Annotated in this window: 15 protein-coding genes; 7 read left to right on the top strand and 8 right to left on the bottom strand. The window is 54.6% G+C overall.

The genetic code is table 11. From position 1 onward, the window contains the following. Window positions 1–32 precede the first annotated feature (32 nt). Window positions 33–2174 carry a S9 family peptidase gene (locus EKH79_RS15520; RefSeq protein WP_126674731.1) on the bottom strand — a complete coding sequence of 714 codons (2142 nt, stop codon included), beginning with the start codon at window positions 2172–2174 and terminating at the stop codon, window positions 33–35. Window positions 2175–2423: 249 nt separating this feature from the next. Here EKH79_RS15520 and EKH79_RS15515 point away from each other — a divergent pair, with 249 nt between their 5' ends. From EKH79_RS15515 to EKH79_RS15495, 5 genes are all read left to right on the top strand, one after another. Further along, entirely contained in the window at window positions 2424–2867 is a 444-nt protein-coding gene (locus EKH79_RS15515; protein WP_126674730.1) for a pilin, read from the top strand. A gap of 316 nt (window positions 2868–3183) precedes the next feature. Then, on the top strand, window positions 3184–3645 hold the full coding sequence (locus EKH79_RS15510; protein ID WP_126674729.1) for a pilin: 462 nt from the start codon (window positions 3184–3186) through the stop codon (window positions 3643–3645). 117 nt (window positions 3646–3762) lie between these two features. Further along, window positions 3763–5691: a hypothetical protein gene (locus tag EKH79_RS15505; protein ID WP_126674728.1), complete on the top strand. Its 1929-nt coding sequence runs from the start codon at window positions 3763–3765 to the stop codon at window positions 5689–5691. A 132-nt stretch (window positions 5692–5823) separates the two neighbouring features. Continuing rightward, window positions 5824–7833, top strand: coding sequence for a tetratricopeptide repeat protein (locus tag EKH79_RS15500; protein WP_126674727.1), 2010 nt, complete (start codon window positions 5824–5826; stop codon window positions 7831–7833). A gap of 53 nt (window positions 7834–7886) precedes the next feature. Continuing rightward, window positions 7887–9146 carry a lipopolysaccharide biosynthesis protein gene (locus EKH79_RS15495; protein WP_126674726.1) on the top strand — a complete coding sequence of 420 codons (1260 nt, stop codon included), beginning with the start codon at window positions 7887–7889 and terminating at the stop codon, window positions 9144–9146. On the opposite strand, the gene EKH79_RS15490 is transcribed toward EKH79_RS15495, so the two are convergent. The 7 genes from EKH79_RS15490 to EKH79_RS15460 form a co-directional block, all read right to left on the bottom strand. Continuing rightward, window positions 9124–10017: a glycosyltransferase family 2 protein gene (locus EKH79_RS15490; protein WP_158621271.1), complete on the bottom strand. Its 894-nt coding sequence runs from the start codon at window positions 10015–10017 to the stop codon at window positions 9124–9126. The two genes, EKH79_RS15495 and EKH79_RS15490, sit on opposite strands and share 23 nt — an antisense overlap. Before the next feature lie 14 nt (window positions 10018–10031). After that, complete coding sequence (locus tag EKH79_RS15485) at window positions 10032–10967, bottom strand: glycosyltransferase (RefSeq protein ID WP_126674724.1); 936 nt, start codon at window positions 10965–10967, stop codon at window positions 10032–10034. Continuing rightward, window positions 10964–11704 (bottom strand): class I SAM-dependent methyltransferase, encoded by a 741-nt coding sequence (locus EKH79_RS15480; protein ID WP_126674723.1) that lies wholly within the window; start codon window positions 11702–11704, stop codon window positions 10964–10966. The genes EKH79_RS15485 and EKH79_RS15480 overlap by 4 nt, the downstream gene beginning before the upstream one ends. Continuing rightward, complete coding sequence (locus EKH79_RS15475; protein ID WP_126674722.1) at window positions 11701–12879, bottom strand: glycosyltransferase family 4 protein; 1179 nt, start codon at window positions 12877–12879, stop codon at window positions 11701–11703. Before EKH79_RS15475 ends, EKH79_RS15480 begins: the two co-directional genes overlap by 4 nt. After that, window positions 12872–13726 (bottom strand): glycosyltransferase family 2 protein, encoded by an 855-nt coding sequence (locus EKH79_RS15470; RefSeq protein WP_126674721.1) that lies wholly within the window; start codon window positions 13724–13726, stop codon window positions 12872–12874. Before EKH79_RS15470 ends, EKH79_RS15475 begins: the two co-directional genes overlap by 8 nt. 232 nt (window positions 13727–13958) lie before the next feature. Then, a complete protein-coding gene (locus EKH79_RS15465) occupies window positions 13959–14666 on the bottom strand; it encodes a class I SAM-dependent methyltransferase (protein ID WP_233590351.1) in 708 nt (235 codons plus the stop codon). A 498-nt stretch (window positions 14667–15164) separates the two neighbouring features. After that, window positions 15165–16892 carry an ArnT family glycosyltransferase gene (locus EKH79_RS15460; RefSeq protein ID WP_126674719.1) on the bottom strand — a complete coding sequence of 576 codons (1728 nt, stop codon included), beginning with the start codon at window positions 16890–16892 and terminating at the stop codon, window positions 15165–15167. Between the two features lie 385 nt (window positions 16893–17277). On the opposite strand from EKH79_RS15460, the gene EKH79_RS15455 reads away from it, so the two are divergent. Continuing rightward, entirely contained in the window at window positions 17278–19086 is a 1809-nt protein-coding gene (locus EKH79_RS15455) for a tetratricopeptide repeat protein (RefSeq protein WP_126674718.1), read from the top strand. A gap of 138 nt (window positions 19087–19224) precedes the next feature. Then, complete coding sequence (pilB, locus tag EKH79_RS15450) at window positions 19225–20949, top strand: type IV-A pilus assembly ATPase PilB (RefSeq protein WP_126674717.1); 1725 nt, start codon at window positions 19225–19227, stop codon at window positions 20947–20949. Window positions 20950–21024 lie beyond the last annotated feature (75 nt).

Genomic DNA, 21024 nt, shown 5'->3' with positions numbered 1-21024 from the left:
CACCACGCAGCTATTGCTGCGTGGTGCGAATATCAGTTGGATTTGGAGTCAGCTGAGTCGTTTTGCGAGCCGGGCGCCGTCCACTTCTTTAGCCACGCGTTGACCGCCTCATGCCACATCACACTATTCTGGGGCTTCAGCACCCAATGGTTCTCATCGGGGAAAGTCAGGAACTCGCTTGGAATACCTTGCCGCTGTAGCGCCGTAAATGCGCCAAGCCCCTGGGTAATGGGAATACGGAAGTCGTCACCGGAGTGGATCACCAGCATCGGCACACGCCAATCCTTGACGTGGTTGATCGGATTGAATTTCTCGTAATTCTCAGGCACATCAAACTGCCGGCCACCGTTTTCGTGTTCTTCAAACCACAGTTCATCCGTCGCGTAGTACATCATGCGCGCGTCGAACACGCCGTCATGATCGACTAGACATTTCCACGGTTTGTTCCACACGCCGGCAATCCAGTACGTCATATAGCCACCGTAGCTTGCGCCCAAAGCGCAAGCACGATCGCCATCGAGGAAGTGATATTTGTCCAGCGCCGCTTGCCAGCCGAGCTTCAAATCTTCCAGCGGTTTGCCGCCCCAATCGCCGGAAATGGCGTCGGTGAAGGTTTGGCCATAGCCGGTTGATCCGTGGAAATTGATGGTGACGACCGCGAAACCCTGACCTGCATACGTTTGCGGATTCCAGCGGTAGCTCCAGTCGTTATTCATCGCACCCTGCGGGCCGCCGTGGATGATGAAAGCAACGGGATATTTGTGACCGGCTTTGTAGTCGACCGGCTTTACGACATACCCCTGCACGTTATCACCGTTCCAGCCTTTGAACGTGAAGAACTGCATATCGCCCATGTGCGCGTTCTTGAGACGCGCTTCGTTGAAGTGCGTAACCTGCTTCAGATCATGACCATTGATCGCGGCGGTGTAGATATCTGACGGACGCTTCAGGTCGTTGCGCGCCAGCACTATGCGCTTGCCCGCAACCGAATAGGCTTCGACCGATCCGTCGCCGACGAGCTGCTGGACTTTCCCATTGGCAGCATCCACAGCAAAAAGAGGATGCTGTCCATCATCATCCGCCGTGACGAACAGCGTCTTGCCATCCGAGCTGATCTGCATGCTTCCCGGTGAGCGATCCCAGGAGGTGTCCACTTCACGCTTAGCGCCTGTGGTCAGATCCATCGCCATGATGGCGAAACGATCCGCCTCGAACGCTGGGGTTTTCATGGCGAGGTAATAAAGCGTCTTGCCGTCCGGCGATGGCACCGGATACGCATCCCACGCCTTGTTTTCCGCTGTGAGGTTCTGAGGTGCAGACGACCCGTCGGCAGCCACCTTGTATACGTCGAAATTCGTCGACCATGGTTCGCTGTTGCCTGCTATGCGAACGTCGAAATAGACGGTGCTGCCATCGGGCGAAAAAGCAAACTCGCTCTCGTCGCCGAATGGTTTGCTAGGAATGTCGCCATCGATGCCATGGCTAAGTAACGTGGGTTCCGTAGGGAGATTGCCGTCTGCGCCGAAGCGGGCGATATACAACTGACTGCGGCGGCCATCCGACCACGTGTCCCAATGACGCACGAAGAGCTTCTGATAGAGCGTTCCGGTCGACTTGTCTTTGGCGCGTCCATCGAGCCGCTCTTTCGTGCACGCCAGATCGTTGCAATCGGTGAACACGGCATAAGAAAGCAGCACACTCTTGCCATCCGGCGAGAGCTTGTAGTCGTCCACATCGAGTGGGCCATGACTGACTTGTGTTGGCGCCCCTGCGTGAAGATCGAGTGCACCTTTGTTCGATGCAAAATCCAATCGCCATAGTTGCGCTACATCGCTCGCAGCAGCGACGTAATAGAAACTGTGGCCATCTACTGACCAGCGTGGTGAAGACGCGCCTTTGAGTGCCAGCTTTACGGGCTCTGCGCCCGACTTGGTCAAATCCAGTACATAGAGCGCATTCACGCCTTTGTTCGCCACGTAGTCGGTGCTGCGCACGCTGAAGACAACATAGCGACCATCGGGCGACAATTGTGGATCACTTACGCGATCCATCATCACCAGATCGTGCACGTTGAAAGCATGAGGTGCGCTGCTTTCGATTGGCACACCATTGGACGTATCGGCCGAGGCAGGGAGCGCCAACGCCAATAGCAACGCGGCAAGCAATGGTTTCATGGATGGTTCCTCGTTGTCGCTCTAAACGCATGACGGTAAGCGTGTGCTGGAATTCACGCAAGCTTGACAAGAATGAAACGCCAAGTGGCTGATTTGCATGCCCCGACTCATGCTCCGAACTTGCCTCTTGAACGCGCGCTCATCACCGTTGTGCCTGCGTCATTTGAAATAGCGTACCCGGTCACACTCCGGTCGATGCATTGGCACAGAACGTGCGAAGTCCTTGGATGTATCCAGGGGGAACCGACCATGCTGCGCCAGCGCTCGTCCGCAGGCTTTACCTTGATCGAGCTGATGATCGTGGTGGCAATTATCGCCGTCCTCGCTGCGATCGCCATTCCGCTTTATCAAATCTATGTAGCGCGCACGCAAGTGGTAGCTGCGCTCGCCGATATCAGGCCTGGAGAAACTGCGTACGAACTTCTGTTCGACAACGGTATCGTCGACCAGAATACGTACGGCGATGTGGACAATCTCAATCTTCCACTCACGACACCCCGGTGCAACATTTCCGTGGTAGCACCCGTTGGTGGCTCGGGCCAGATAATCTGTTCTCTCTCACAGTCATCCTCCTCCATGCTCACAAACGGCAACATAAGTCTGCAAAGACAGTCTGACGGATCGTGGAGCTGCCTCTCTCAGGGCGTGCCGGTGATCGTGTTGCCTAGCAGCTGCAAGGCGCAGCCGGGCTGACCCAATGTGCATGACCAGTAGCGTCACTCTTTGACCCATTGCGTCCATTTGCAACAACCTGTTGGACCGAGTCCACAGTTTCGCGGTCGATTTCTCAGCAATAGCTTGTTGGACACTGTGCCCCCATGCACAATCCGTTTGCCTCCTGGATAACGAACACGGAATCTAGGAGGGAATGGCACATATAGTGCTACCCATGGCTGGAGCTTCCTGATTGTTCCTGACCTCGTGTGGGGGCCGGACCCGAAAGACGGGACCCGGGCGGGGCGCAGGGGGCGTGAGAAACGGTCATTTTGACCTAAACAGAGGAACCATCATGAAGAGCATGCAGAAGGGCTTTACCCTGATCGAACTGATGATCGTGGTTGCGATTATCGCTATCTTGGCGGCTATCGCCATTCCGCAGTACCAGGCTTATGTCATTCGCTCGCAGGTCACCCGCGTGATGGGTGAAGCCGGCGACCAGAAGGTTGTCGTGGAAGATTGCTTGAACAACGGCACCACCGGCACGATCACTCCCGCCGGCGGTGGCGCTGGCGGCAACACGTCGGCCTGCGTGGAAACCGCAACGTCCTCCGCCCTCATGACGGGCACGGAAGTACCGGCCATCGTGATCAATACCAGTGGCACGGCTTCGATCACGTCTACGTTTGGCGGCTCGGCCAATACCGTGATCAGCGGTAATAACTTGATTTGGACGCGCTCCGCAAGCGGTGGTTGGACCTGCAGCACCACGGTGTCTGCCAAGTACGCACCGACGAGCTGCCCGAACGGCTAATTAGCTCGCTGTTGTTGAAAGTGCTTTTAAGAAGGGCCGCTCTCAAGGCGGCCCTTCTCTTTTGGCCCCTCGATGCCGTTAGGGTACGCAATGCCAGTGCTAACCAGTAATCGTCACGTGACTTACGCCTTGGGCATGTTCGCGCTGTGCGCGATCACCATCGTGGCATTCTGGCCCGCCCTATCCGGTGGCTTCATTTTCGATGACTACCCGATTTTTGTAGAAAATCCAGTCGTCCATATCAACGATTGGCATTGGCAGTCGTGGCATGCACTGTGGGAATGGTCGCTCACCAATATTCAGCGCCCCCTCGTCATGCTTACCTACGCGCTTAACTACGCACTGGGTGGCAGCACGTGGGGATTCAAGGCTACTAATCTCGCCCTTCATCTACTGAATGTAATGTTGGTTTGGCTTCTGGCTGACAAACTCCTGGCCGCAAGCTGGAATACCGCATCCGACAGCATCAAAAACTCCGCTCGCCAGCGCACGCAATATTGGGCGCTGGCCGTTGCTGCTGCCTGGGCTATCCATCCACTACAAATTTCCGTAGTGATGTATGTGGTGCAGCGCATGGAAATCATGGGCTTCACCTTTGTTCTGCTTGCACTGCTTTGTTACTGGCGTGCCCGAGAGCAACAGCAAGTTGGGCAGCGTGCATGGCCATGGCTACTGTTATCTACGGTCCTTGTGGCCATGGGTTATTGCGCCAAAGAGACCGCTGTACTGGTGCCCGGCTATGCGTTGCTTTTGGAGCTGACGATTCTGCGCTTCGCTGCATCCAATTCGCAGACCAGCCGCTTGTGGAAAATTTTCTACACCTGCGGTTGTGCGTTAGCGCTCACGATATTCGTTGGTTACCTGTTACCGCGTTACGCCACTGCCGAAGCCTACAGCGCTCGTGACTTCACAGCCTGGCAACGCGAACTGACTCAATTGCGCGTACTGCCGATGTACCTGGGCTGGAGCCTCGTGCCTCTTCCCAGCCTGCTGCACTTCTACTACGACAATTACCCGGCATCGGCAAGCCTGCTACATCCCGCGACTACGCTAATTGGCGGACTGTTTCTGGCAACACTGCTGGGGTTGGCTGTCGCCGTACGCCATAGACGTCCACTGCTCGCCCTGGGCATAGGCTGGTTCTTCATGGCAAACGCCTTGACCAGCAGCCCACTCCCGCTGGAACTTGTGTTCGAGCATCGCAATTACCCGGGATTGTTCGGTGTGCTGCTGGTATTGGCTGACCTCATATGGCTCGCATGCCGAAAAGTTTCTCCAAGCATGCCGGCTATCATCGCCCTGGTGCTTGTTTTCAATTTAAGCTTCCTCACGTTTTTGCGCGCGGGCACCTGGAGCAGCCCGCTGCAGTTGGCTACAACGCTGGCCGAATACAATCCCGGCTCGGCACGTGCAGCACTCGATCTTGCCCGGCGCTACGTTGCGATTTCCAGTGACAATCCCGATGTACCCGCCTACTGGCTAGGTATCAAGGAATTGGAACGGGCGGCCAGACTCCCTGGCTCTTCCATCCTGCCAGAAGATGCACTCCTGATTCAGGGCGCCAACCATCCAGGGGTGGACAGCCGTGTGTGGTGGGATAGCCTGCAAGAAAAATTGCGGACACGCCCGATGGGCCCGGAGACCTATCTCGCGCTCAATGGCCTTTTGCACAACAGGCTCTATGACCATGTCAACATCGACGCCACGCAGCTTGCACGTGCATACGAAATTGCCATTGCAAGGCAACCCAAACTCGTGAGCCTGCATGTTCAGTACGCAGAACTTGCAGGAATTGCGCTGGGAAATCCTGCTCTTGCCGTTGAACAGTGGCAAGACGTCATGACGTTGAAGACGCACACGTCAGGCGAGGTTGCACAACTGGCCAACTACCTGATCGACGGCCACCGCGATCGTGAAGCGCTGGCGGTGATCGAAAAGGCCCAGGCCATGCAACCTGCCCTGGTTGGCGATGCAACGCTCCTCGCTCTGCGCGCGAAAGCTCAAAAAGCGCTGGAAAGTCCAGCAACGACTTCGACGGGCGGGTAACTGGGGTCCCCCAAACCGGGGGATGCCGCGCTAATACAAATGGGCTGGCCCGGTATGATGGGCGCTACACAAGCCAAGCCCGCTAAAAATGCCTCGACTCATCCCGATGAACCCCCGCACCCAGAGCGTGCCATGAAGGACACGCATTTCTTCCGCAGCGGGTGGGTAATACTGACCATTGGATGCTGCCTGACGATATTGATCTATTGCCTTGGGCTCTCTGGCGGTTGGCTATTTGACGATTACCCGAACATCGTCGAGAACCCCGGGGTACAACCCCAGCACTTCAATATTCCGTCGCTGGTACGCGCGGCGCTGTCATCTCCTGCCAGCGACTTCAAGCGACCGCTCGCCTCCTTCAGCTTTGCGCTGAACTACCTTGCGACCGGCCTCGACCCATATTGGATGAAGCTGACGAATCTGCTCTTCCATGTGATAAACGGCTTTCTCGTCTTTCTCGTTGCTCACCAACTCCTCTTGTTATCGGCCCGGAAATCGCTGACCGCGCCACAAACTTTTACGCCGGACACGTTCCACAGAAATAGCGGCACGATCGCAGCGCTGATTGCGGTAGCCTGGATGGTGCTACCGATCAACCTTACTTGCGTGCTGTACGTCGTACAACGCATGGAAAGCATGGCGAATGCCTTCGTGCTTATCGGCCTCTACGGCTTTTTAAGGTGCAGATCGGCGATGCTTTCGCCGGTCACATCGAATGATGTACGCCGATCCTTGCTTCTGTTGAGCGCGATCAGTCTCGTGTTGCCCGTGCTAATCGGAGTTCTTGCGAAAGAAACCGCTGTCATGCTGCCGCTCTATGCCGTACTCGCAGAGTGGGCGCTGCTCGATTTCCAAAGCTCGCAGAAGCGACGCGACACCTCCATCATCGCTCTGTTTGCCGTGGTACTGGCGTTGCCGGCGATCATCGGACTGGCTTGGCTTTTGCCGAGCGTACTGAATCCCGCTGCATGGGCGACAAGAGACTTCACACTCAACACTCGTCTTCTAACCGAAGCAAGAGTGGTCGTCGACTACATTTACTGGACGCTCTTACCACACCCGACATTCCTGTCGTTCTACCACGACGATTACGTCGCTTCTTCGGGATTCTTACAACCCTACACAACCATTTTGTCGATTCTGTTTTTGCTGGCGCTAATTGTTCTGGCTGTCTTCCAGCGCCGCCACAGGCCGCTACTCGCGCTGGGTATTTTTTGGTTTCTAGGTTGTCAGCTGCTCACCGCAACGGTCATTCCACTGGAATTGGTCTATGAGCACCGCAATTATTTTGCAAGCTTCGGACTTCTGTTGGCCGTTATCCCACTGATCGCGCAAATCCCTCAGGCCACTGCAACAGCCGTCAATGCGGGATGGCGAGCTGAACTGGCCGGCCCAAGAATCCAGGCCATTTGGCGATTTGGCGCCATCCTCATTTTCATCGGCATTTGCGCTACACAAACGTTGTTCACGGCCCGCGCGTGGGGTGATCCGTTGCGATTGGCTGCCGAATTGGCCGCTCGTGCCCCGAAGTCCCCGCGCGCCCAATACGAGCTTGGTCGTACGCTGATCATTTATTCAAACTACGACCCAGCGTCTCCCTATACGCCGCTCGTTTACGCTCCACTTGAGCGCGCCGCCGCACTCCCCGGGTCTTCAATTTTGCCTCAGCAAGCCTTGATCTTCATGAATTCCAGAATGGGGCTGCCGTTGAAGGACGCGTGGTGGCAAAGCATGATCGAAAAACTGCGATCCCGCCCCCCGGGCGTACAGGACGAAAGCTCGCTAAGCGCGCTGGTGCAATGTGCTGAGAATGGACTTTGCAATCTGCCGCATCAGCCGATGATTGACGCGTTTCAGGCTGCTCTGTCACATCCGAATCCAACTGCACGCCTGTTTGCGATGTATGGCGACTATGCGTGGAACGTACTTGACAATCACGACCTCGGCGAGCACATGCTCAGGCAAGCAACGCAGGACAAGCCAAGCGAGCCGGCTTATCACATTACGCTTGCGCGCATGGCCATCGCAAAAGGCGACACAAACGAAGCAAGTCAACAAATCGAGGCTCTCAGGCAACTCAATATTGGCGGTCGACTAGACGAGAGCATCGGCAGCTTGCAAGAGCTACTACCCAAGCATTGAGGACAAACAGTCACCGCATTGTGTCTGCCACGGACACGCTCGCCCCACTTATTATGACTATCGCAGCCACACGCGCCACCATTCATACAAGTCTTTCACTGGGTGCCAGACTAGTGATTCAGGCGGCTACGTTGCTCGTGGTCGCGCGCGTGCTAGGCCCGCTCGCCTTTGGTGAATTTGCCGGCTTGGCTTCCTTGGCGCTAACACTGGGAACACTTTCAAGTTTCGGTACGAATGTCGTTTTACTTAGCGAGGTGGCCAAGAAATCGTCGTTGAGAGATACCGTCCTACGCTATGCGCTGCCGGTCACGTGCATTTTCGGCTTGTTGCTTTTCGTCGCCTATTTCTTGATCGCACATCAGTGGCTGCATATCTCAGAAATGAGTTTAGCGGCATTGGTATCGGTGGGAATTAGCGAAACCATCGTGCAGCCGCTCATCGCCATTATCAGTGCCGAATATCAAGGGCGTGAACGCACACCTGACTCTCAGTGGCTACTCAACTTGCCGCTGTTTTTACGCATGCTGGTCGCATTGGCCCTGTGGTATACGCGGCCCGCGAACGCACTTGATATCTATGCGTATGGATATGTCGTCGCATCGGGCGCAATCCTGATCTTGGCTATCGTCACACTGCGCCCCGCGTGGCCTCACCCAACACAGTGGCGCGGTCCAACGACACCGGAAATACGCCATGCGTCTGGCTTCGCCTTGCTGAATATCACTGCGGTCAGTCCCGCAGAACTGGACAAGACACTCGCTTTACGACTCCTGCCATTTGCTGCGGCGGGCGTATATGCCGCCGGAACACGCGTTATCGGCGCACTGATCCTGCCGGTGATCGCCATGATGCTGACTATGCTGCCACGAATGTTTCGTGAGCATAGCCACGCTCCGCAAACTGCGAGCCGCTTATCTCGCTGGACCCTGAGTTGCGCAAGCCTCTACAGCATGGTTCTCGCACTGATTCTTTGGCAAGCCGCGCCTATTCTCCAAACCGTCTTTGGCGAGCACTATCGCGGTTTGGCAGACATAATCAGGTGGCTATGCCCTGTCCTTCCGGGAATGGCCATGCGCATCGTCGCCGGTAGCTCGTTGATGTCCATGAATAAGCCTTGGGCGCGTGCCGGTTTCGAAGCTATTGGATTGCTCGTACTAGGGCTAAGTGCTTTAGCACTGTCGCATCGCTTTGGTATTCACGGCATGGCACTCGCGCTGGGTTGCAGTGAATGGTCAATGGCTATTTTGGGTTGCGCAATGATTGCTTCATTTGGTGTACGTCGCGCGCCTGTCAACGAGCAACCGGTGGCGTGAGATCCCTGTATCGACCTCGTAATACATCGGACGTTGCCCAACCCAAACCGATTAGCGGCGTCAACGAGCGCCAACGAAAACTGCGCACCAATGCCCTGAGCGGCAGCGTTATACAGCGCAAGAACACGCATACAAAGCGTTCTAGATGATTGGCCGCGAGCTTACGCGCAAGCAGCCAGTGGGCCCGGTTCATATGGTATTCGTAGAACCTTGAACCATTTTTTGAGCTGACAGAGCCGCCGTGCACTATGGTCGCGCTCGGGCAATCTCTGAAGACGTCATCGCCTTCAGTAATTCGATGTCCAAGCATGACGTCTTCACCGTAAAAAAAGAATTCGTCATCGAATATATCTGTGCGTACGTAGTCGCGGCGCACGAGTAAACAACTGCCACTGGGGTAGTTGATCGAGCCAAGTACTGGTCGACGAAGATAGAGCGCGAGGTATTTCTGGTAGAAGACCAAGGGGGATTGCAGCTGCCCTCCGTCTGCTGCACTGGCATACGGTGCCACCAAGGTTGCATCGGGCAGGAGCTGCCTCATCGCTGCCAATGCACCGCTGCCAAGAGTCGCGTCGGAGTTTATTAAAAGTACGTCCGCCGAATATTCGCTGATGATATGGCGAATGCCCACATTCACCCCTGCGGCAAAACCGAGATTCCGTTCCTGCGGCAGCACAGTTGCACGCATGCCACGCTCGGACAACGCCTTGATGCCTAGCGTCATGGCGAGAACCGAATCACCGCCATCCTGTGAATTGTCCACAATAACGACTTCAGTTATACCCTCTCTGCGTAGAGAGTCGAGGCAGCTGAGCGTTCGTTGGGGTGTTCGAAAGTGCAGAACAAGTCCAACGACATCCCCGGGAGTCATGTGGGCATCCACTTTCATCGACCTGTTTTAAGTGAAAACCCATGCCGCAAACCGCACCACATTCTCTCAAGCTGCGCGCCTCGCGGTGGATTCAGTATCAAAGTCATGACACAGGTAACAAGCAATTTGACCGCCGCCCAAACTTTCCACACAAATGGCACATACGAACGTCTCATCAACAGAACCGTATTACGAAACAGGTAGTAATGACGCTGCGGTGTGCGCATAGGCCAGAGACGCCAACCAAAAAGCCAGAAACGCCGGCTTTCGTTGCCCATCTTGTGCACAAATACCGCCTTGGGCACTCCCCAGAGTTCATGATGGGACGCGGTAATTCTAAAAGACCAATCCGTATCCAGGTGGTCGATGAAAAGGCGCTCATCCAAGCCGCCGAGGCCTTGAAACAGACTGGCGCGCATTAATGTGCCGCTACCGTTGAGATTTGCGCAAGGCACCAACGCGGTTGAGTCGACGCGGGGATAAACGCGCTTCCAACGCCAGCGTGTGCTTTGATGGAACCCATGCGTGAACCCCGTCGCGGTATCGAGCAACAGCGGCCCTACACAGCCCACGTTGCGCCCCATAGATTCGAGTTGATGAAATGCTTCCAACAGAGATTCAACACTCTCTCGCTGAGGCTGGCTATCCTGATCCAACAAAAGCACGAATTCCGTCTGTGGCGCGATACGGAGTACCGTAGCAACCCCTTGATTGATCGCAGCACCCAATCCCATGTTGTTTTGATTCGCGACGAAAACAACGCTGGCAACCTTTGACGCAAGGTCGCTTATCGCTGCCGAAATAGCGGGATCCGAACCGTTATCGATGACTACTTTTAACGCAGCCGCAGACAAGCTTTCCAGTTGCGCCGTCAACACGGCAACATCGGGATTGAATGTCACAGTTACTGTTGCCATCCCGGACATATCTAAGCAGCTCTTGGAACTCATTCGATGCGGCGCTCGATTCGGTAAATCAAGGTCGGAATGAGCCCCCTGAAAGGAACCAATACAGCGTCGGGTAGCACGCGCATCCATCGCGCCATCAGGGAGTCGGGACGTTCGATTTCAAAAGTAACGTGCAATGCTTCTATGCAGATATTCTTCCAAACCAACGCAACTTCGCTGAGCATTGATTCCAACTCGTTCATCTGCAGAGGTTCGCAATCGTAAAACTTCCCTTTTTTCCAAAGCCGCAGATAAGGGCTACGCAATCGGCGCGGAAGCCAGCTTAAAAACGCCAACCGATAGTGAGGCTCAACGAACATCCAGCGGTTAGGGACTGCCAAATACCCGACTGCCCCTGGTTTCAGAACACGTTTTAGTTCTAGCAGGTGGCGAAGCTGCGCCTCCCGGTCTCCAACATGTTCAATGACGTGATTGGACAACACGACATCGAAGCTTTCGTTGGGAAATGGCAGTTCAGTGCCATCTACCTGTGTATAACGAAAACCGTCCGTTAGCTGACGATTGTCGCAGACATCTACTGCATCGACCAAGTAACGCTGCTTTGATTGCGAAGCGAAATAGTGGGCGATCCCCCCCGAACCCGTGCCGACCTCAAGCAAGTGAATTTCCGCTTCCGTCGCCGGCAATTTGAGCAATCTCTCGATCTTTACCGCCTTGGCGCGCCGTGAGCGAATATCGAGAGCCGCATGTGGTTTGCGTGCAGTATCAATATTGCTCATCCTGACACTTCCTCATCGGAAGCATGCGCATCGCCAAGTATTTCGTTAAAAACGCGATCTCCGAAATGGGACCATGCAAACTGCAGAGCGAAGTCGCGACATTTTTCTTGCTGGTTGCTCGAATACGCGATTGTTTCGATCACGGCTTCAGAAAAGGACGAGTAGTCCCCAGGCTTTACCAAACGTCCTGACACACCGTCCGCAACTGCATCAACGATACCGCCGGTCGCAAATGCTACCGTTGGAATGCCGCTCGCAGCAGCCTCTACGGCAACCATCCCAAAACCCTCCGGATCACCCGGCAACTGCCGCACGGGGAATACATGTACGACGCTAGCTCGATAGATTGTCAATAACTGGTCCCTATCGGTGACAACACCTAAAAACTTCACATGCTCACCAACACCAGCCTTAACGGCTTCTTCCTGAATGCTGGCGCGCGTTTGAGCTTTGGCGTTCAACGCATCGCGAGGTTCGTCACCCACTACAAGCAACACCGTGTCCGGCTTTTGCTCCACGATCCGCGGCAAAGACTCGCGGACGAATTCGCGCAGACCTTTGCGCTCGCTTAAGCGCCCTACGGATAGCAGGATGGTGTTTGTCGCAAGTCCCAACTGCTGTCGGAAAAGCCGGATGCTCTGCACATCAACAATGATATCGGGAATCTCGACACCTGGATGCACGATTGCTATTTCATCGGGCTTGACACGTATATCCGTTGCCAAAGTGGCAGATGCGCGACTGTTGGCAATAACGCGATGCATACGACGAATAGCAGGAATCCATGCCATGCGATAAATGACGTGCCGCGTTGTTAAATCCAACCCGTGAACATACACAGCGGTTCGTGCTTTCGTCACTCGGCCCGCGATCAATGCAATCGGCGCGGTCAGCCCGCTTCCGGCCAGCACGACGTCAGGCAGAAATTCTCTAGCCTCTCGCAAGGTCATCATCGCGGCGGAAAATATGAAACGCCACAATGGACGTAATGGCACTTCACGCACGCGGACACCTTGAGGCGCCATCGCTGCCGCACCTTGCGGACCAATAACGATTACGTCCGCATGCTTGGCCAACTCTTCGGCCATGTGCCAATTCAATCTTTCCATGCCGCCCACAAGCGGCGGCAAGTTTCGCGTGATGATCAGAATGCGTGGTCGACGTCTCTCAGTCATCGCGCCGATACGTCAGAGCAGTAATTTGTTCAGACACGAGACCGATTAAAAAAACAATGACAGAAGCACTCCACATCAAAGTGCTCATATTTGTGAGACGGCCTTCGTGAAGATATGTCCATGCGTAATTCGCCAAACCAAGAACAAAGAAAACCGCGCTGGCTGGCACGAACAGTTTCATTGGCGAATAGAGCGTCGCAATCTTAAATATGATCAGCAAAAACCGCAGACCATCACGCAGCGGTTTTATGTGACTCTTGCCAATGCGCTGAGATGCCTTGATGGGTACATACGCCACAGGATAAGCGCTACGAAAGAACGCCATGGTGCTTGTAGTCGGGTAACTGAATCCATTCGGCAACAAGTGTAGAAATTCGCGGAACTTGTTTGCGCGAATCACTCTGAAGCCCGATGTAAGATCGGCGACCGCGTGCCCAGTCATCCGAGAAGCCAGCCAGTTATATAGGGTATTTGCCAGCCCTCTTCCCACTCCGGCCTGGCTGCTCCAATCACGAGCGCCTACGACCATGTCGTACCCCTGATCGAGCTTCTCCAGCATGCGCACAATATCAGCCGGATCATGCTGGCCATCGCCATCCATGAAGACCAGGATCTCGCCTGTCGCAGCTCTCGCACCGCGTTTGATCGCCGCTCCATTTCCCATCGAATAGGGTGACGACAAGCAGCGCACGCCATGCTGGCCACACAGGCTCGGCGTGTCATCGGTCGACCCGTCGTCGACAACTATGACCTCAGCGTCGGGATGAAGAGACACTATCCGTGGTATGAGGCTCGCGAGCGCAGGCGCTTCATTTTTAGCCGGCAAAATGATGCTTAGATGGAACAAAGCGCAGACTCCTGAAAAGGTTGTTGAATCATAACCTGCGCCCGCGTAAGCATGTATCGGAATGCTTCGCAATTAGCCGGCCAAGCGATCCTAATCAGCTACACCTTCAACCCTGACTGCTGGTTAGCCTATGTCAGCTGTGCCGATACCTTTAGCCCAAGACCTAACGGTGCGTGCCTTAACGACGTTCCACCTTGACACTCTGCCTGGAAGCCGCGTTTGAGACTCAAACTTAGGGCTTTTTTGCGCGTACAACCCACTCCTCTCCCGTCGAGGCAAAAATCGAAGCGGCCAAGTCTACAGCGGGGGCGGGGAGTTTAAATTTCTTGCGGCCCTCTTTCAGTGCAGCCTCGTGCGACGCGTGCAATACGTAAAACGACCCGCGACCACGGCGGAGAAACGTAATCTCCCTAAACCCCGCGTCTTCCAACAGCTTGCGCAAGGCCTTCCTTGAGAACAGCACCATGTGGCGAGGTGGCTCCAGACCACGCCAAGCACGGCCAAACCAGCGATGGCCCATCCCTTGCACATTTGGGGTAGCGATCCAAACGTGGCCATCTTTCGCCAACAAGTCGAAAATTCGCTTAAGAAAGAGCTGGGGTTGATGGACGTGTTCGATGACATGTGCCGCTGTGATTACATTAAATGGCCCGGTTACAACGGAGCTCTCCAATGTGCCTTGTCGAACATCAGAACCACATTCACGCGCAGCAGCCACGGCGGCCGGATCTGGCTCCAACCCCACCACATCCCACCCGGCGGCCTTCGCCCTTAACAAAAACACTCCGTTTCCACATCCGACGTCCAGGAGACGCCCAGGCCGGGAAGGCAGATGCCTGTAGAAATAATCCAATTGCTGGCGTAAAGGAGGCAACAAAGACATGATCCGCCAACCCGATTCCAAGGCCGGTGTTCGTGCCGAGCCGTATCGGGCATTCATGTAACCGTTTGCCAATTTCCAAAATAACGAATTGCCGTTATCGCGGGCATATTCGTCTGAACCGCGGTCGTGCGTGTGGTACGAAGCGTATGCTTTGGCAATCGCCTCGGGTTTCGGCCTAGGGTCCAGGTAAAGACTCCTGCATTGTGAGCAGCGCCTGATACTCCACTTACCAGGGATGCCCTCAACGTTATCGTGCAATTCTTGATACAGCGTCAAAGCTTTCGTGCGTGAGCCACATGACGGGCATACAACACCTGCTTCCAATTCATCTGGCCCCCACCCATTCATAGCTCACCCTAATGGCGTACACGCGGACATCCAAGCCAGCCTCTTACTTCGAACCAATTCTACAGCGGATCGAGTTGACGTCGCCCTCATGCCAGTCAGCAAAACACGCAAAGGCTATAGCAGAAACTCAGACGGACCCTAAGCTCAATCACATCGCTCGCATGTTCGCCAAATCATCAAACATTTATTACTCATTGCAGCAGGCGCCTAGCGCCCGATAGAGCCAGATGTGGATGCATCCATTGACTCTAGGCGACACGTAGGAACGTCATCGTCCATCGCCGCCACAACATCGTTCCTCAACCACACTTGCACATTTCCCGATTTTGCTATTGGCCTATATTGAGCTGCCAAGTAATAGTCCAACAGATGCACTCCCGTACTTATAGCACTTTCATTAGGCTCCTTTTTGCTATCGAAGGATGTATCACGCACAACGTAACGCACATCGTTACGCTTCAGATCTTTAATCATTTCGCCCTGTATTTCTTGAGAATTTTGAATTCCCGGGTCATATTGTGACCAGCGCGTACCTGGCAGCCTATCCGAAGCGTAGTAGAGCGACATTGGATTTATAAAAATCTTGTCGTGCCTATCTAAGCCCACCAATATGCGTTCGTTTTGATCGGTGTGCCGGTTTATGTATCGCCCAACCAGAAGGTAGGGTGGTTTCAGCAAGGCGAACCTCATACCGGTCCATGCAAGACACCGATCACTTAGTTGCGGCTCGCGATCGAGCAAACCAATGCGCTGCTCAAACAGCCCGAAGACGTAGCGTTGCGGATCATACTGAAACGGACCAAATTGGTCCGCCGCTGCAATCACCGAGGTCGAAACAATTACTGACGCCGCGACTACCGTGGTTAGTCGAAGCCAACCTCGATCTTTTCGATATTTTTCGATCAAAAAAGCGAATAACGCCAAAGCCGGGACAATTGCAAAAATCATCTGCGAAACCGATACCCGCACAAAACCCTTGTAGTACAAAACAATTGACAGCAGGCCAAATAGCAGTGCAAACGGCACACCGCTCTGTTGATCACTCATTGTCTTATCGTGCCCAATGGAAGCATATTCACGCGATGCCATGGGTATCGCCAATACAACAACAACCGGCGTCAGGTAAACGCCAAACTGAGCTGGATCAATCAGCAATGCCTGAACACCTGGGAATGGCAAAGCTCTAGTCGACGGGTAAATTTTCAATCCGTAGTCAATGATATCTGCACGGAATGCAGATAGTGGTGAAGTCGCAAGATATACGATGAGTCCAGGCATAAAGACAACAAATGCCCCAAGTGCCAGTAATGAGACGCTGCGAAGAACGCGTTGGAGCCCTAGACTACGCGACTCTTGCTCTTTCATCACAAATAGCGTGATCGCTAGTGCATATGCCACAAATACGAAGAAGCCTGCATCGTAACGAAAGTAGGTACTTAGACCGCAGCAACATCCCGCGACAAGTAATGCAGAGCGACGCGTGGCCGCCCCCCGACTCATCAATGCCCCTGAACCAACCAGTGTCAATAGCAAACACGGATAGGTGGGATATAGATAGTTTGCGCTGGCGATCAACCACATCAGGCAAATCGCGACAAAACCAATCGCAATCCGAATGTCTACGCGAGCCCTTAGAATTGCAAAAGCAAGAGTAACTATCAGCGCTTGTACGGTTACGCCAAAAAGACGAGCGACGATGAAGCTCGGACTGAATAGCCAAAAAAGAAAAGCGAGAATTGCGTAAGAACCAGGGCCGTATACAGAATGAAAGTCGCGGTGCACTACGGCACCATGCAAGGTCAGCTGTGCATCTGTTAGGACAATCCCTTCGTCGTAGATATTCATTGTGCGATCCATCGACAACAACAGAAGCGCCAACGCGACAAAAAAAACAAAGATTGTTGACTTCCATGTGACGAACGGATGAGTCGGCATGTTTATTTACATCCTTACTTAGTTATTTCTTGAATCAACTAATTAGCTAGCTTTCGCCGCCCGACTCATGAGCAAATCACTTGCAAAGACGAGCAGCGCATCCAACGACCCGCATTGCGGACACGGCGCAAAATACTTTTCATCATTCTAAAGTCACTCCGTTTAGATCTGTGAATTGAATTGGGTCATGCTTGGCCACACTTACCGCCCACTCATGCTGCCGCTTCCCTCTAGCCGCCAAATAGTGCCAAGGTGCGGCAACGCTATCGCCCCCGTAGTGGCGCGAAATCATAGCGTCGCTTGCGGAAATGGGCAGGTTCACACAAACGCTCAGGGCAGCCCCGATGATAGGATGTACCGTTGAAAACGACTCCAGGGGTTAGCATTGAACTTACCTTCCAGCTTCTCCGCAGGCGGAAGCAAGGGCGTATTGGGCATCATTGCTTTGGCTGCCGTGGCCGTTGTCGTAACAACCTACTGGCCGGTTCTGCATGCGCAATTCGTCTGGAATGACGTTGCGACTTTCCAGCTAAATCCGTGGATACGCCATGGCGACGAATGGCGACATTTCATCTTTCACGACTTCAACAACTGGGCCAATTATTTTCGACCACTGGTCATAGCACTATTTACGCTTGAAGTGCGCACTTTCGATGCACATCCAGGCCCCATGCACGCCGTATCGTTGATTCTGCATGCAGCCAATACCCTACTGGTAGGCGCCTTAGCAGCAGCTTTGACCCGCGATCGATATCCGTCAGCAAAACGCTGGCAAGTCGTTGCCATTCCCACATTGCTTTATGGGCTGCACCCTCTCCTTGTGGAAGCCGTCACGTGGATAGGTTGCCAGTTCGATCTTGTTGCCACGTTTTTCATGTTGGTGGCGCTGCTATGTAATGTATTACTCCGCCAGAGATGGAACCGCGCCGTTGTGGTGGCAACTTGCTTCTTTCTCGGAGCATGCGCCAAGGAATCGACCGCGGTTCTCCCGTTCGTATTGGTGATCCTGGACTGGTTTGCGCTCAACGCCTCACCTGGAACTCCTCTAAGAACCCAGGTTTGGGACGTCTTAAAGCGCCATTGGCCGGTTTATCTATTGATGCTCGGAGCTGGCATTGCTTATCTGTGCTTTCGCCACTGGGCCATGGGCACGCTAGCGCTGATGTCGGGGATTGATCAACTCAGCCCCTGGGCTCGCATGCAGGAAGTTTGCTTTCTTTATCTGCGTTACTGGCGGTTATTTTTCTGGCCTATGGCGGGCATGGGTCCCATGCACCCGCTGCCTATGGCGCCCTTCTTCACGTTCAAGGCAAGCTTGCTGCTTCGGGACTTTGCCGCTTTCGGCATCGTGTTAATCGGCATCTGGCTCACGCTTCGGCGCTCCTACGTGGGCGGCCTGATTATGGTGGTGACATTCGCCATCATGCCGGTTCTGCACATCGTACCTGCGTATCTCGATACGAGTCTGTATCACGAACGCTATGCCATGACTCCACTTGCCCTGGCTTGCTCGCTACTTCCTCTTGTTCTGCTGGAGTTGCCCATACCAAAAGGTAGCGTCCGCACAGCTTCCATGGCCGGTTATTTCAGCCTTCTCGTATGGCTTGCACTATCGATAACGAATATTCGCCAGACCATCCCACTTTGGTCTTACCAAGTGCAGCTTTGGCAATGGGCGGTGCAGGAAAATCCAGACTTTATTGCTGCGAAGGAACAACTCATCGGCGCGTACATAAGTGCAGGAGATGAGGCTCACGCGTGGCAGGTAATCCATAGCGTCGTTGCTGAAAACGTGCCTTGTCCGTCCTGCATGTTGAACGCTGCTATCTTGGCGCTAAGGCACAACGATACGAAGCTCGCTGAGTTCTACGTCGACCGAATTGACCGGACAAATGGTTTAGTAGAACCAGGAAATTACGTCTTTTACTTCAAGATAAAGGCTTCGCTTCTGTTACTGCAGAGTCCCCCAGCCGCCGCGGAAGAGACACTCCGCGAAGCGGTTGCGAGAGAGCCTTCTAACCCGGACTCGCACATGGAGCTCGCGGCAGGCTTGGCATTGCTAGGAAAGACGGCCGAAGCCAATGAGACCGAGCAGGCGTCGCTCAGATTGATGCCCCCCGAGGTTCGTGCCAGACGGCATCAGGTCTTTCTGGCCGTTCTCAAATCCATTGAGGCGACTTCGACGAAGCGTTGAAACTCAGATTTGGCGCCCCTTCCGGGCCGGGAAAAGCGGGTTAGCGGTCTCCCGTCTGCCGAACCCCGGAAAGCCATAGCTTGCCGGGGTAATGTGCGGTAAATTCAAACCCAATCAGGGGACTAAGCTAGGTTCATCATGTCATCGCAACCACAACCATCCGCCTTGGGGCTGTCGGGTATGGCCCGTCGGCTTGTGTCCGAAGGTCTGTTGCCGGAGGCCGATGCACGCAAAGCAGTTACCGATTGCAGCCAGAACAAGAAAACGCTTACAGCGTGGCTGCTCGAACAGAACCTTGTGGACAGCCACCGCTTGGCCCAGGTGGCGTCCGCTGAGTTCGGCATGCCGATGATGGATGTGACCGCCGTCGCACCATCGAGCATGCCACTCAAGCTGATTAGTGAAGAGTTGATCAGCAAGCATCAGGTGCTTCCGTTGCTTCAGCGCGGAAAGCGGCTGTTTGTGGGTATTGCCGACCCTATGCAGTTGCATGCCCTGGATGAGATCAAGTTCCACTCCAACTGCATGGTGGAACCCATCCTGGTGGAGCGCACGCAGCTGACGCGAGCCATCGAAGGCGCCATCAGCAACATGAGCAATAACGTCCCCGACATGGGTGGCGGCGAGCTGGACGACCTTGCGCTTGAAACGGGCAGCGATGAAGAAGGGCCGTCTTCTGGCAGTGACATCGACGCAAATTCCGACGCGCCGGTAGTGAAGTTCGTAAATAAGATTTTGGTGGATGCCATTCGCCGAGGCGCATCTGACATCCATTTCGAGCCATTCGAGTCGCAATATCGTGTGCGTCTACGCATGGATGGCATGTTGCGAGCGGTAGCCAGTCCGCCGATGAAATTGGCTAACCGCATCTCTGCACGCCTGAAGGTCATGGCAGGTCTGGATATCGCGGAGCGCCGCGTGCCGCAGGACGGACGCATCAAGCTGAACCTGTCCAAGAGCCATGCGATGGACTTTCGCGTAAGCACCCTGCCGACCTTGTTTGGCGAGAAGGTGGTGCTGCGTATTCTCGATAGCTCCTCTGCCAAGCTGGGCATTGACAAGCTCGGCTACGACGAAGATCAGAAAAAGCTCTATCTGGAAGCCATGCACAAGCCCTACGGCATGGTGCTGGTCACCGGCCCGACGGGTTCGGGTAAGACGGTTTCGCTTTACACGGCACTCAATATTCTCAATACGGCCGAGCGCAACATTTCGACCGTGGAGGACCCTGTCGAAATTCGCGTTGAAGGCATCAACCAGGTTCAACAGAACGTCAAGCGGGGCATGACCTTCGCTGCGGCGCTCCGCTCGTTCTTGCGCCAAGATCCGGACGTAATCATGGTGGGCGAAATTCGCGACCTGGAAACCGCGGAAATTGCCATCAAGGCCGCGCAGACCGGTCACATGGTGCTGTCCACCCTGCATACCAACGACGCGCCCCAGACCGTGGCGCGCCTGATGAACATGGGCATTGCGCCGTATAACATTACGTCTTCGGTCACGCTGGTCATTGCACAACGTCTTGCTCGTCGACTGCACAGCTGCAAGAAACCCCAGCAGCTGCCACCGAATGTCTTGCTGGCTGCTGGCTTTACCCAGGAAGATATCGACGCCGGTCTCACGCTTTATGAAGCCGGGGGTTGCGGCGAATGCAACGAGGGCTACAAGGGCCGCGTGGGCATCTATCAGGTCATGCCCATGCTGGAAGACATTCAGAAGATTATTCTGCAGGGCGCCAATGCTCTTCAGATCGCTGAAGTCGCCCAGAAAGCTGGTATCAACGATCTGCGCGCCTCCGCCCTGAAGAAGGTCAAGGACGGCGTAACGAGCCTGGCCGAAATCGACCGAGTGACCAAGGACTGATAACCACGTCGACCTTTTAGGATGTTTTGTGCCGGACTTGCGCTACGGGCCACGGAAACATCCGATGAAGTAACG

This window comes from Dyella dinghuensis, from assembly GCF_003977615.1.
In the GTDB taxonomy this organism is placed as follows: Bacteria; Pseudomonadota; Gammaproteobacteria; order Xanthomonadales; family Rhodanobacteraceae; genus Dyella_B; species Dyella_B dinghuensis.
This window is presented reverse-complemented; position numbering and strand designations above follow the sequence as displayed.